General features: G+C 46.1%; 9 protein-coding genes. All 9 read left to right on the top strand.

Features of this window, described 5'->3' with window-relative positions; translation table 11 throughout:
* The first annotated feature begins 6 nt into the window (after positions 1–6).
* The 9 genes from tagH (at position 7) to tssM (ending at position 14,050) form a co-directional block, all read left to right on the top strand.
* The gene (tagH, locus tag K9N75_RS16600) at positions 7–1,296 is read left to right on the top strand and encodes a type VI secretion system-associated FHA domain protein TagH (RefSeq protein WP_224451916.1); all 1,290 of its coding nucleotides are present in this window, start codon (positions 7–9) and stop codon (positions 1,294–1,296) included.
* Positions 1,293–1,802 carry a type VI secretion system lipoprotein TssJ gene (gene tssJ, locus K9N75_RS16595; protein WP_008814303.1) on the top strand — a complete coding sequence of 170 codons (510 nt, stop codon included), beginning with the start codon at positions 1,293–1,295 and terminating at the stop codon, positions 1,800–1,802. Before tagH ends, tssJ begins: the two co-directional genes overlap by 4 nt.
* Before the next feature lie 2 nt (positions 1,803–1,804).
* Positions 1,805–3,145 carry a type VI secretion system baseplate subunit TssK gene (gene tssK, locus K9N75_RS16590; RefSeq protein ID WP_224451915.1) on the top strand — a complete coding sequence of 447 codons (1,341 nt, stop codon included), beginning with the start codon at positions 1,805–1,807 and terminating at the stop codon, positions 3,143–3,145.
* A gap of 5 nt (positions 3,146–3,150) precedes the next feature.
* Positions 3,151–3,975: a type IVB secretion system protein IcmH/DotU gene (gene icmH / locus K9N75_RS16585; RefSeq protein WP_064573119.1), complete on the top strand. Its 825-nt coding sequence runs from the start codon at positions 3,151–3,153 to the stop codon at positions 3,973–3,975.
* A 75-nt stretch (positions 3,976–4,050) separates the two neighbouring features.
* Positions 4,051–6,651, top strand: a complete 2,601-nt coding sequence (gene tssH, locus K9N75_RS16580; RefSeq protein WP_224451914.1) for a type VI secretion system ATPase TssH — start codon at positions 4,051–4,053, stop codon at positions 6,649–6,651.
* Entirely contained in the window at positions 6,651–8,171 is a 1,521-nt protein-coding gene (locus K9N75_RS16575) for a sigma 54-interacting transcriptional regulator (RefSeq protein ID WP_224451913.1), read from the top strand. The genes tssH and K9N75_RS16575 overlap by 1 nt, the downstream gene beginning before the upstream one ends.
* A complete protein-coding gene (gene vasI, locus K9N75_RS16570; protein ID WP_064573125.1) occupies positions 8,168–8,848 on the top strand; it encodes a type VI secretion system-associated protein VasI in 681 nt (226 codons plus the stop codon). Before K9N75_RS16575 ends, vasI begins: the two co-directional genes overlap by 4 nt.
* A gap of 51 nt (positions 8,849–8,899) precedes the next feature.
* On the top strand, positions 8,900–10,345 hold the full coding sequence (gene tssA / locus K9N75_RS16565; protein ID WP_224451912.1) for a type VI secretion system protein TssA: 1,446 nt from the start codon (positions 8,900–8,902) through the stop codon (positions 10,343–10,345).
* 6 nt (positions 10,346–10,351) lie between these two features.
* Positions 10,352–14,050 carry a type VI secretion system membrane subunit TssM gene (tssM, locus tag K9N75_RS16560; protein ID WP_224451911.1) on the top strand — a complete coding sequence of 1,233 codons (3,699 nt, stop codon included), beginning with the start codon at positions 10,352–10,354 and terminating at the stop codon, positions 14,048–14,050.
* Positions 14,051–14,085: the final 35 nt, after the last annotated feature.

The raw sequence follows: 14,085 nt of genomic DNA, 5'->3' as shown, positions 1-14,085 counted from the left end.
CATGATATGGATACATTTTCGCCTTCTTCCGCAAAACTGACGCTTTATATTAAAGACGTAAAAACATTACGCGCAAGCGTTGAGCGAATGCATAGTTTTACGACTGACGGCGGCAGCTTTGGCTCAGAACCAAGTGGCATTGGCAATCACTGGCAATTACAAGATTCAGCAATGAAAGTGAGGGCGCTGAATGCCTATATAGTGTGGAACGACGGGCAGTTTTGTCTACAAGACCTTATTGGTAACTGCTTAATCAATAATTCAGTTCACGGTTGCCCACCCGAAAAGTTAATTGCGCTCGCTCAGGGAGACACAATTACTATCGGTGATTTAATTCTTACTGCGCATTTGCAACTGACTGCACATTCTCAATCTGCTCCTGATTATTTGCAATTACAAAATATCCTCAGCACCGAGGCAACAAACAATGTGAATCGAGTCATTGATGAACCTACATCAGTGAGCGCATCTCAACATCATTCTTATCTCCCATCACAAGAATCTGCCATGCATCCTTATGAACCAAGCACATTAGGTCTGAGCCGAAATTCGGTTGCAGACAATTCGGCAACGAGCTTGCTAGACAATCCTTTTCCTCATCGTGTGGAGCCGCCACTGACTTCGCAAGAAGAGCACATGATGGATGACGAATATCTTGATGTCCCAGCGCCATATGCGCCCTCCGCATCTGCGCTCGACAGCAATGCTGATATTTTCGAAAACGTGGCATTAACTCCCGTACTGCGTGGTCTTGGCGAGTTTCTTCCTTTTCGAAATAGCCAAGTTGCCAACGAATTTCTGGAAGAGGCGGGGAGGACTTTGCAGGCCGTGGTTAAAGGGCTACTCGCGCTAAACCAAACTCAACAAGTTGCCAATAAACAGCTGCAACCTATTGAAGATAATCCTCTACGACTGGGGTTGAGTTTTCAAGAGACGGTAGCGGTTCTTTATGGTGAACAGAAGAGTCAGGTTCATTTAACGCCTTCATCTGCGGTTACAGAAAGTTTGACTCATATGAGATTGCATTATCAGGCGTCATCTCAGGCAACAGATGCGGCACTTTCAGCTGTCATACAGAGCTTTTCTCCAGACGTATTGATCACTCGTTTTCAGCGTTATCGCCGCGATCATATGGTTAATCCGAGCGACCCAAATTGGATTTGGAATATGTATCAACACTATTTCAACGAGCTGCTTTCTGGGCGGCAGATCGGCGTTGAGAAACTGTTTCATGAAGTTTATGAGCAAGTGTATGACAAAACCCTCCGCCAACTTCAGGAGGAGGAAGCTAGATGAGTGCATGGCGTAAATATCTCATTGTAAGCATTACCGTAATTCTACTCGGAGGATGTAGCAAAGGCCCTTGGTTCGGAAAAGAGGTGCCTGATGCAACCAAGCTTCCCTCTACGCTGGGATTAACTTTATTGGCTGATAAGGACATTAATCCCAATGGTGAAAACGTGGCATCACCGCTGGCTTTTCAGGTGATCCTTATGTCTGAAGACTCAAAGCTGTTGGCCGCGGATTATGACCAATTAACGGCGAAAGAAATGAAAGATGTTTTGGGGAAAAATTACATCGACCATCAGGATTTTACTCTATTGCCAGGGCAGTACAAATATATCCAACCAACAGAATTAGACAGCAAAGTACGCTATGTCGGTATTGCTGCATATTACAGTCAGCCGAATGGCGCGCAATGGAAAAAGGTGCTCAAGCTGGCGCCTATAGGCCACAACTATCAAGTATTGGTGCACCTGCATAAAGCTGATGTGGATATGCGCAAGGAGAGCGAGGATTAATTATGTTGACGCGAAATAGAATTGTTTGGAGTGAAGGCTTATTTATTAAACCACAACATTTTCAGCAGCAGCAGCGCCATATCGACTACTTATTACAGAGTCGTTTCGCTGCTTTAGGGGAGCATTTTTTTGGTGTTACCGAGCTGAAGATTAATGATGATCACCTGAGTTTTGGTCGAATCACATTAAGTGGTGCTTCCGGCATTATGCCTGATGGCAGCGTTTTCAGCCTGCCTTATGAAGATGTTATGCCTCAGCCGTTAGAAATTAGCGATGCTAGTTTTGTTGGCCAAAAGGTGTATCTCGCTCAGGCGCTGGCAAATGATCACGTGACTGAAATTAATTTCCACGATCAATCCGGACCAAATCGCTCTCGTTTTCAATCATATAAGGAAGATGTTCGCGATCTTTACTCCACTAGCGCAGACATTACAGAGTTGCCGTTGGCAAAAGTGAATCTACGTCTGATGTTGGAACATGAAGACCGCAGTACCTATGCGGCATTGCCGATTGCGCGAATTGCTGATAAGCGCCCCGATGGCAGTATTCTGCTGGATCATGAGTTTATTCCAAGCTGTCTGTCTATTAGCTCAACGCCGCGGCTGAAAAGTTTTCTATCTGAAATTAGTGGCTTAGTGAATGAACGAGCTAAAAATTTGGCAGAAAGAATTGGTTCACCCAATCAGCAAGGTGTGGCGGACGTCGCTGAGTTTATGCTGCTGCAAATGCTTAACCGAGTTCAACCACAGCTTCAGCATTTAACCCATCGGGCGACCTTGCATCCTGAGGCGTTGTTTCATGAATTAATTGGCCTGTGCGGCGAAATTATGACATTTACCGATGCCTCTCGTTTGCCGATTGATACTCCAGTTTATCGGCATGATGACTTACAGCACAGCTTTGCGCCGCTGATGTTAGCTCTACGCCAAGCTTTGAGCACGGTGCTTTCTCCTCGAGCTGTGTCGTTGCAGTTACGAGAACAACGCTTTGGGGTTTTTGTGGCAGTCGTTGGGCAAGTCGAATTACTTCAAGAGGCCGAGTTTGTGTTGGCTATTCGCGCCAATATGCCATTGGAGGTGCTCAGCAAGCAGTTCATCCAGCAGAGCAAAGTAGCGACGCCGGAAAAAATCATGCAGCTGGTGGGATCACATACTCAAGGTATTCCTCTGCGTTTGCTGACATCAACGCCAAGGCAGTTGCCTTATCACAGTGGTTACCTTTATTTCTCTCTCGATCGTCAAAGCCCGCATTGGCCTGAGTTGGCTAAAAACAGCGGCTTTGCATTCCACATCGGCGGCAAGTTCCCGAATCTTGACATGCAATTCTGGGCGATCAGGAGATAACACAAATGGATGCAATAGAAGATACAGCGGAACGCGCTACCGAAACTAAAGGTGGTATTGATTTCAAAAGTGGGTTGGGCGGGGCAGGTGAGGTGATGCATGCCGTGAGCGATGATGCGCTGTCCTGCATGATGCATAAAAACCCTTTAATTGAAGCATCGTCACCGCTGTTAGGGTTTATCAATCGCATCAAGTCGTTGAATGAGCCACCAGTAATAGAACCACTGATTGCTCAGATCGAACAGGAAATAAAAGGCATTTTACAACGGCTTGAAATTGAAAATTACGAGCCAGGTATTTTGCTGTCTTGGAGTTATTTCTTCTGCACCTTTATCGATGAAATGGTGATGGCCAGACCGTGGGGGGTTGAGGGGTGGGCTCAGCATACGTTGTTGGTGAGATTCCATAGCGAAACTTGGGGGGGAGAGAAATGTTTTCAACTGATCGACCGCCTGCTGCTTGAACCGGCCCGTTATCGCGATTTGCTGGCGTTTATACATTTATGTCTGTGTTTAGGTTTTCAAGGCCGCTATCGGATGACGATGCAATATCAAGAAGATCGCGAAAAAATCTTGAGGAACATACATCAGAAATTACAGGCCTTAAACAAGGTTGATTCGACAAAACGCCAAGAAATGCTTAATGCGACGGTGATGCACTATGGCAAAGCGAACAATGAGTCTCGTTATCGTTTAAATCGGTATTTGTCTGGTAAGAAAGTGTTATGGGGCATTGCGCTTGCTGTTTTGCTGGGGTACGGGATGTTTGATTGGAGCCTGCATAGTCAGACACAAAATATCATCACTCAGCTCAATGCTCTGTTGCCATAAATAAAAAGTCACCAAGGATGCGGCGAAGGGAAAGTAGCCCCCATTTTCGCTGAGTCTAGGACAAGGAGAAACCCTATGATTCGAATCGATCTTCCCGCTTTAGTAGAGCGTTTACATCCTGTTGCCCGCAACGCGTTGGAAAATGCTGCGGCTTGGAGTTTAGGCCAGCAGGCGACAGAAATCACCGTTGGGCATTTCTTGAATCACTTGCTCGAAACGCCGCTATGTGATGTAAGGATGATTTTTAGTCAGCTAGATGTGGATATAGATTCGCTGAAGCAGACTCTGTTAAACCAACCATTAGATCGTTCAGCTTATCCGCAAAGTTATCCTAGCTTTTCTCCTCTATTGGTGGAGTGGTTGCAAGACAGTTGGCTACTCGCATCCGTTGAGTTACAGCATGAAAATCTACGCAGCGGTGTTCTCTTACTGGGCTTACTACATCATCGCCATAGATATTTATCTGCGGAGGTTTGCTATCGATTAGAGGGATTAAACCGAGAGCAATTAACGAAAGACTTTGCCCAACTAACTCAGGACTCGGCGGAAACGCCCGTGGTCAAAGAGTCAAATTCTCAGAATACATCTCATCAACAAGCAGGGGGCGCTGAAGGTTCTCTTCTGTCTCGCTTTACGCAGAATATCACTGAGCAAGCGCGTGTTGGAAAACTGGATCCCGTTTTGTGCCGCGACGATGAAATTGATTTGATGATCGATATCTTGTGCCGGCGTAGAAAGAATAATCCAATCGTCGTCGGAGAGGCCGGAGTTGGTAAAAGCGCACTGATAGAAGGTCTTGCGCTGCGTATGATTGCTGGATTAGTGCCTGAAAAAATTCGCGGTAGCGAACTTCTTAGCCTTGACTTGGGGGCTATGCAAGCAGGAGCTTCAGTAAAAGGTGAGTTTGAAAAACGCTTTAAAGGACTAATGCAGGAAGTTCTCGAGGCAGAATATTCAATTATTTTGTTTATCGATGAAGCACATACATTGATCGGTGCAGGTAATCAGCAAGGCGGCCTAGATGTTTCCAACTTATTAAAGCCCGCGTTAGCACGCGGTGAGTTGAAAACTATTGCGGCGACAACATGGCATGAATATAAAAAATATATAGAAAAGGATGCCGCACTATCGCGTCGTTTTCAGGTTGTTCAGGTAAAAGAGCCGTCAATAGAACAGGCAACGATTATTTTACGTGGCTTACAGTCTCGCTATGAGCAGGCACACAATGTTCTTATAAATGAAGATGCAATTCAGGCTGCCGCTCAGCTGAGCGCGCGCTATCTTTCAGACCGCCAATTACCGGATAAAGCGATAGATGTGCTTGATACGGCCTGTGCTCGCTGTGCCATTAACCTGACAACGCCACCTCGTGCGATTAGCTCATTACACACTCGTTTAAGCGAATACCAGCTTGAAATTACGCAGATAGAGCGTGAGCAACGGATTGGCTTAAATGATCATGCCAGCCGTTTAAGCGATCTTTATCAGCTACAGCAAACATCTAAAAATGAGCTCGATGAACAACATCAGGTTTGGCAACAACAGCAAAAACACGTCGTTGAAATTATCAGCTTGCGCCAACGCATTCTGGCCGAGGGAAGCACTCCTGAGATAGCTGAAAATCTGGTTCAACTTGAAAATGAACTTTCCGAACTACAGAAGCAAGGAGTTATCGTTACTCCTCATGTCGACCGTTTGCTCGTTGCTTCTGTTATTGCTGAGTGGACAGGAGTGCCCCTCAGTCAAATTTCTCGTAGCGAATTGAAAGTGATTACGGAACTGCCGGAATATTTGCGCGGTGATATCAAAGGGCAAAATCTTGCGCTTAGCCATCTACATCGTCATCTGCTTACGGCTCGCGCGGATTTACGTAAAACTGGACGTCCTCTGGGAGCCTTTCTATTAGTTGGGCCTAGCGGTGTGGGTAAAACAGAAACCGTATTACGCATCGCCGATCTGTTATTCGGGGGGCGAGCTTGGCTTACTAGTATCAATATGTCTGAGTTTCAAGAGAAACATACCGTATCTCGCCTGATTGGTTCCCCTCCTGGCTACGTTGGCTATGGAGAAGGCGGAATACTGACCGAAGCTATTCGTCAAAAGCCTTATTCAGTTGTGTTGCTTGATGAAGTTGAAAAAGCGCATCCTGATGTACTAAATCTGTTCTATCAAGCCTTTGATAAAGGTGAATTAGCCGATGGTGAAGGGCGGATTATTGATTGCAAAAATGTCGTTTTTTTCCTGACGTCAAACTTGGGATACCAAACTATTGTTGATCATAGCGATCGCCCTGAGGAAATTCAGGATGCACTCTATCCTGAGTTGGCTGCGTTCTTTAAACCCGCATTATTAGCGCGTATGGAAGTCATTCCTTATTTGCCGCTATCACCAGACGTTTTACGTGAAATTGTTGCAGGCAAATTAGCCCATCTTGATAAGACATTATCTGAGCGGTTCAATGCGCAGATTGTTATTGATGATGAGGTGCATGAAGAGATTATGCGTCGCGCTCACCGTAAAGAAAATGGGGCGCGTATGTTGGAGTCGGTTATCGATGGTGTGTTGTTGCCGCCAGTTTCTCTTATCTTGTTACAGCGAATGGCGGCAGGAGAATCAATCACCAAGATCCATTTTAGCGCTGAGGATGGAGAGTTTGGCGTTGAGGTAGATAGCTGATGATCAATCCAGCACAACAGGCCACGTTGGCGTTGTTGTCATGTGAAACGCTGGAAACTCTGGGGCAAGCTTTTTGCGAATGCATTCAGCAATGGGCCCCGGAGGCTTATCTTCTGAATGGCGTCATTCCCGTCAGTGGACAGGAATTAACATGCTATATAAATGGCAGGGATTCGGCTGCGCTGAAGTTGAGGTTTGATGATTTCAGCCATCCGTTTTCTCAGGTAATGCGCACAGGAAAAGCGAGTATTTGGTCAACGCTCAATTATGGTGTGCGCATTGAGCATCAGGCGTTTCGGCAGCTCGTCCAGAGTATGGGCAAAGAGTGTGGCCTGTTCGTGCAACCTTTATTTGATGCCGAGCAACACCTCTATGGCCTATTTGCCATTTTTGATAGCACCGCGATGCTCAATGCTTTGCAACAAACTGAACATCCGTTTATTTATTTGCTGCAAGTGTATCAAGCACAGATTAAGCATTTGAAAAAAGAAGCCGACATAATGGCTAAAAATCATGTGCGAAATAGAGATAACGATGTTTTAGCTCTGTCGAGGAATGATGCTACTGCTGTATTGCCGCGTGTCCTTGTGGGTAATAGTTCTTATATTTGCCAATTGCGAAAAAAAATTCAGGTTGCTATTACACACGATATCCCAGTTGCGATTGAAGGGGAAAGTGGGAGTGGTAAAAGCGAGATAGCGCAATTAATACATACCTATTCACAGCCGCCAGGCTCTTTGGTTACTGTGGATTGCAATAGTCTAGATTTACAGCAGCAAGGGGAGCACTTGTTTGGTCACACTAATGTGGCTGAAAGCGCGTTGATGCAGGCGAATAAGGGAACACTGCTGCTTGAGAATATCGATAAGCTTGCCTCTTGCTGGTATGGAAAATTACAGCATGCGTTAGATTGCGGTGAAATAATGCCATGCCAGAACTTGGAGCAGGGTTCCAGTCGTTTTAGACTCTTAGTCACTAGCTGTCAGCCGTTGTCTACAATAGCTTCATCTATACCTACTTTTCTCCCTGTATATCAACGTATTAATCATTATCCGCTCAAATTACAACCCCTGCGTTATTGGCGGGAGGATTTGGTTGTGCTTAGTCAGCACCTTCTTCGCAAACTGTGCCTGCAACATCAAAAACCATCATTCGTTATTTCTGATGAGCTACAGCTTCAACTCCACTCTTATCATTTTCCCGGCAATGTTTCAGAGCTGAAAAGGCTTCTGGAACTCTTGTTGTTGGAATCGTCTAGAGCGGGAAATTCGGAAGGTCATGTAGAAAATAATGCAGCACTCATGGAGCTGTTGGCGCTCAATTTTAGTATTGGCTCTGTCACTGAACCTGATTACACCCAATCGGGCAGCTTGAAAGAGGTGGTTTCTGTTTTCGAAAAAGCGGTGATAAATCATCGTCTGCTTAGGCAGTGTTTTAATAAAGAGAGGGTCGCTATGAGTTTGGCAATCTCCCGCCGTTCATTGGATATGAAATGTAAGAAATTAGGGTTAGCCCGATGAAAAACAAACTAAGCATAGGCGTAGTGGCGATTTCATTGATCTCTATGGGGAGTTGGGCTGCAGGAAAACCGCAGAAACCCGAGATCAGTATGGCTTTATCGCCCGATATACAACTGGCACTAAGTGCATGTCGCGATCAGCCATCTCCTTTACCTCGATTGCAGTGTTATGACCAAGCGTGGCACCCAGAAATTAGGGCCATGAGTAAAGATAAAGCCGATGAAACATGGCGACAGATTATGGCTCAGGAGCAACAAAGAACGTCAGATGATCCACCGTTGATGCTGCGCGAACTTAAAAATACGAGCGGACAGCCAGTATTAATGATAACGACTCCGAGCTTAGAACATAGCTTTACGCGCGCAATTTTAGCCGTGAGCTGCGTAGAGAATATTACTCGTATGCAAATTGTGTTTTATCAGCCACAGGGGAGCGGGGAAAGCGCTTTGACACTACGAACCGATCGCAATGACATCAACTCGCGTTGGTTTTGGCGCTCAAGTGGCTACCGCCTTGAATCTAGTCGCGGGCTAAGTGGTATAGCAGAAATTCAGCAATTGATAGGCGGAACGACACTCACCATTTTAACGGGAAAGGAAACGCTTAATGGCTTGAGTTTTCGACTCAATAATCTTCAGACAACGTTACAGCCATTACGCAAAGCGTGTCACTGGTGATAACAAAACACTGGCGGGATAAGTCGGTAGATACAGGGATATGTAATTAATATGAGTACATTAGAAAATGTTGTTTTGATGGATCATCCTTGGCGTCAGCGAATTTTGACCTCATTGCCTGCGGTAAATATGGCGGCTCGGGTGTCTGATGATTTGCCATTATGGGAAGCTATCGATAGTGAAATTGCCAAATTAGGCTCGCTGTCTCATGAGCAGGTAGATATTCCCAATCTCCAGAAAGGCTGTCTCAGCCTGCTAGAAACTGAATGCAAAGATATGCGTATTGTTGTGCACTTATTACGCACTTTGCAGCATGGTGCACAGCCGTCAAATATCGCTCTTGCGTGTACGCTGATCGTGGATTTCGTCAGCCATTATTGGTCTGTGGCATGGCCTCAGGATGCGAAGTTACGCCAGCGTCTGTTGCTACAAGTGATCAAGCGATTCGGTAGTAGTACCAGCTATTTTTGCCAACAGGCTGATGAGAATTCACGTGAGTTGGTGCGTAGCGGTTTATTACAGTTGCAGGCGTTCTTGAGCCCCCTTGATTCGCTCTTAGCGAATGAAGTTTCTGTACTCATACCTCAGTTTGAGCGAGAGAGAGAGGCAACGTCTCTAGCCCCTTCTTCAACGCCTGTTACAACCAAAACAGTGGTATCACAGGACAACGCGGATATTCCCACAGTTATGCCTAAAGTGGAGGTCCAACATGAGTCGGACCGAGTTTGGCGCCAAACACTGCTTAAAGTCGCTGAGTTGTTATGTGAGAGCCATCCTGATGATCCGATAGGCTATAGCCTGAGACGACATGCCATCTGGTACACATTGCAGACAGCTCCTTTAAGTAAAGATGGGCGACTGACACAGTTGGCTGCTGTATCTCGTGAACGCGTCGCAGACTATCGTTCGGCACTACAGAGCGCGGCTCTCCCTTTATGGCAACAAATTGAAACCAGTATCACCTTAGCGCCTTATTGGTTTGACGGGCATTTTCTTTCGGCACAAATTGCGCGTCACCTCGGTTTTAACAATGTAGCCGATGCCATCCGTGAGGCTGTGCTGCGTCTACTAGATAAAATTCCTGCGTTGCGACAAATGACATTCAGTGACGGCTCTCCGTTTGTTAGCGATGACACACAACAGTGGTTAGCTGAGCGTCAACAAAGTAGCCGCTTTTCTAGCGGCTCTTATGAGCTGGTATGGGACAAATATAGAGAGCAAGGGCTTAATGCTGCGCTGCAACAGTTAGAACAACAACAGATGGATGTACAGGAACCTCGAGAACAGTTTTATAACCAATTAACAATAGCTCAGTTGCTGATGCAAGCAGGTTTAACAACGCTGGCGAATCAGCATTTTGATAACTTGTGGCGTAATAGTCAGGGGGTGACTCTCGCGGATTGGGAGCCTTCTTTGCTTACTATACTGGCTCAAAATTCTCTATCGGCGGGGATATCGGCTGAACGTCCTGTTCCTGTATTAGCGGGTGAGGAGTAAGCCATCATGACTATTCTGTCTCTTATATCTACTGTCGTTTCTAATGTGTTAACCCCTATTCGCTACATTCGTAATTTAACGCGTTTTAGGCTGCCATTCTCCCTACCTCGTTTATCTTTCTCACTCGCCGTGCTGTGGATCTTATGGATCATCGGTTTATTTAGCATCTGGTGGTGGGGACCTCTTTGGCATATTGGTGATTTAGCCCCCCTGAGTACGCCAAGCCGACGGGTTGTTGCCACATTGCTTATGCTGCTCTTAGCTTTGAGCGTGGTGAGTATCTATCTGTATACACAGGTGGCTAAAAGCGTTGTCGGCGCGGTTCAAGATAAAAATGAGCCGTACAAAAATAGTCTTGAGCAGCAAAAAGAGTATTTAAATGGCTGGTTAGCCCATTATCAGCAAAGAAGCCATCGGCGTAATGCTATGTATGAGCGGCCTTGGTACATCGTGCTGGGACAAAGTTTAAGTGGTAAAACCAGCTTAATCCAAAAATCCAATCAGATCATTCCCATTGGCATTGCAGATAAACAATATGTAGCAAATAAAGATCGCTCTGCATTCAAAATGCTCCAGCTCTGGTTGACTCAGCAGGCTGTCATCATCGATCCGCCGGGAGAGTTTTTCAGCCCTACTGATGAGGAAACAGAAAAAGATGAGAGCGAGGCTGACATCTCTCGTGGCCGTGCTTTACATCTTCATTTACAAGATTGGCTGATGGAGGTTCGTCAGCGCCAACCGCTAAACGGCGTCATTTTGACCGTTAATATTCAGGAAATCATGGAAATGACATCTGAAGGGCGACGCGAGTGGTCGCAGAGATGGCAAACCTATATTTTAGAAATGAGCGATCGATTTGCTTGTCGAATTCCTGTTTATTTAGTGTTCACTAAATTAGATGTTTTAACCGGGTTTGAGACGATTTATCCCTTATTAGAGCGTTCTTTACTTGATGAGACTCTGGGGATCACATTTGCGGCAAATACTGAGTCTGACGAAGAATGGCGGGGCGAACTTTCTAAGTTTTGGAGTGAATGGCAGGAGAACTTTAATGAGTTGATGCCTGAGCACATGGTGCATCGTACGTCGCTCGATCTCCGTTCTGCATTGTTCAATTTTGTTGGACAAATTGCGGGATTACGCTCAGTCGTAGAGGAGGTAATTAGTGGTTTAAAACGCCACTATAATCGCGATCCAGGGCGCCAAATGCTCATTCGCGGCTGTTATTTCACTTCAAGTCTGCAACAAAATCGGCGCAGTGATTTCTTCAGCGATACGATTTGCCGCCATTACAAACTGTATGTCAGTAATAAAAATGTGTGGGCGAATAATGATAATCAGCGCGGTTATTTTATCCAGAAACTATTTAATCAGGTTCTCTTTTCGGAGCCAAATCTTGCCGGTGAAAACTACGAGCACGTCAGAGTACGGCGTCACAATCTGACATTGATTGCCGTGATTTCTGGCGGCTTCGCGGTGCTCCTGCTCAGTGGTTGGTATTACTACTATTTGCAAAATTATCACGCTGGCGAAATGGCGCTGCGTAAGGTCAGCGAGTTCCAGAGACTGGGCGAACCAGCCCACAATCAGCCGTTAGGGGCTGACTGGCTGCCGCATATGAATATCATTCGCGATGCAACCATGTCTTACGGTGATTACCGTGAGAAAAACCAATTTTTGTCTGATATGGGGCTGTATCAGGGGGCAAAAATAGGTCAACTGGTTGAGAAGACATATTTGCGCTTGCTGGAATCTCGCTTCTTACCTGTGCTTATGAAGGATTTGCAGCAGCATTTGGACGGTGCACCGGCAAACAGTGAAGAGAAGCTCGCCATACTCCGCATCATGCGCATGATTGATGACAAAAGCGGACGTAACATCTCGCTGGTTGAAGAGTATATGCGTGCGCGCTGGCAAACGGCATTTACTGGACAGCGCGACGTTCAAGAACGTCTGATGATGCACCTTGATTACGCTTTGCAGCATACAGACTGGGCGTTGGATCGCAGTCGTTCAGATGCTGAAGCTATCAAATCCTATGAACCGTTCTCCGCTTCAATTCGTGCTGCGCAAATTGAGCTAAGTAAGCTGCCGCTATATCAGCGTGTATATCAAAACTTAGTGATTAAAGCGAAAGAACAGCTTCCACAGGATATGGATTTGCGTACTGAAATTGGTGCCCAGTTTGATTCAGTCTTTGTGTTTGATAATGAAGCTCTGCTCAAAGTACCTCAATTCTGGACTCGCTATGGGTTAAGCCATTTCTTTGTTAAGCAAACCGACAAGCTCGTCTCGATCACTGCGCTCGACGCATGGGTATTGGGGTTAACCGACAATGTAGATTATAGCGATGCGGATAAAGCTGAAATTGAACGCCAAATTACGGATCGCTACGTTGGGGATTACACCAGCACTTGGCGTAATGCGGTTAACAACCTGAGCATCAAGCCATTTGATGATGTTGAACAAGCTTCAACAGCTTTGGACGCGGTGCTCAATAATGGCCAGCCATTGTGGAGAACGTTGGTTTTACTGGGTGACAACACGCAACCTCATTTAGTGACCGCGCTATCTAGCGACGTGAAAACGCCGGTTGTTGTGGCGGCTAAACAAGGGAAAAACCAGAAAACAGTCGCAGACAAGGTGCTTAACTCGGCACAAAAAGAGTCGCTTGAACAACTGGCAGAACAACCTGAATACGTGCTGCTCAGTCGTATAGGTCGTCCGTTCTCAGAACAAAATGCATTAGTTGAGAGTGGTGATGATCAGAATGGTCAGGTTCAACAGGCTTATAAAGCGTTGAATGATATGAGCAATGAACTGCACCGGATCAGCAATGCGCCTGAGCCGGGCAAAGCAGCGCTCCTGCTGGTGCAGATGAGATTGCAGCAAAATAATGCCGATGCATTCTTTACGGCCCAACAGCTGTCTAAAAACTTGTCGGATCCGCTAGGGCGCTGGGTTGAACAACTGGCTGATAATAGCTGGAAGGCCGTGACTGCTTTGGCATTGCAATCACTGGAAGCTGAATGGTCGAAAACGGTAGTGACGCCGTTTATGAACCAAATGGCCGATCGTTATCCATTTAATCCGGAGGCAAGCAAAGAAGTTGCGCTTAGCGATATGGAGCGGTTCTTTGGACCAAATGGAACGTTGGACAGTTTCTACAAAAACAACCTGAAAGTGTTTATTGACGGTAATGGTTCTTTGGATAGCGAAGGCAATAGCCTGATCCGTCCTGAAATACTAACGGCGTTGGAACAGGCAGCGAAAATCCGCTCAACATTTTTTACCGCGCAAAATGGATTTGGTATCCAGTTTGCAATTTCTCCGGTGGATCTCAGCGCCAACAAGCGTCGGGCTGTCCTCAATCTAGATGGGCAACTGGTGGATTACACGCAAGGTAATAGCCATACGGCACATTTGGTATGGCCAAACACTATGCGTGCGGGTAATGAAAGTAAATTGACCTTAGTGCCTGATGTTAGCGGCGGCTCCCCACGCAGTGTGGGTTATGTGGGGCCTTGGGCGATGTTCCGGCTTTGGGATAAAGGTGAGCTCACCAACGTACAAGACAATAGCTTTGATATGCGTTTTGCCGTTGATAACGGAACAATGATCTACCGCGTATATGTGGATGAATCAAATAATCCGTTTGCGGGTGGCTTATTCAGTCAGTTTACGCTGACCGACCAACTTTACTGATCAGGAGAGCATCAGTGCTGCTGGTCATGAAGCAG

The organism is Hafnia paralvei, assembly GCF_020150375.1.
GTDB lineage: Bacteria > Pseudomonadota > Gammaproteobacteria > Enterobacterales > Enterobacteriaceae > Hafnia > Hafnia paralvei.
This window is presented reverse-complemented; position numbering and strand designations above follow the sequence as displayed.

Bases quoted from the DNA above. Each gene is read 5' to 3' on its own strand.
- tssJ (WP_008814303.1), top strand. From the start codon at position 1,293: ATGAGTGCATGGCGTAAATATCTCATTGTAAGCATTACCGTAATTCTA.
- tagH (WP_224451916.1), top strand. From the start codon at position 7: ATGGATACATTTTCGCCTTCTTCCGCAAAACTGACGCTTTATATTAAA.
- tssM (WP_224451911.1), top strand. From the start codon at position 10,352: ATGACTATTCTGTCTCTTATATCTACTGTCGTTTCTAATGTGTTAACC.
- tssH (WP_224451914.1), top strand. From the start codon at position 4,051: ATGATTCGAATCGATCTTCCCGCTTTAGTAGAGCGTTTACATCCTGTT.
- vasI (WP_064573125.1), top strand. From the start codon at position 8,168: ATGAAAAACAAACTAAGCATAGGCGTAGTGGCGATTTCATTGATCTCT.
- icmH (WP_064573119.1), top strand. From the start codon at position 3,151: ATGGATGCAATAGAAGATACAGCGGAACGCGCTACCGAAACTAAAGGT.
- tssA (WP_224451912.1), top strand. From the start codon at position 8,900: ATGAGTACATTAGAAAATGTTGTTTTGATGGATCATCCTTGGCGTCAG.
- tssK (WP_224451915.1), top strand. From the start codon at position 1,805: ATGTTGACGCGAAATAGAATTGTTTGGAGTGAAGGCTTATTTATTAAA.
- K9N75_RS16575 (WP_224451913.1), top strand. From the start codon at position 6,651: ATGATCAATCCAGCACAACAGGCCACGTTGGCGTTGTTGTCATGTGAA.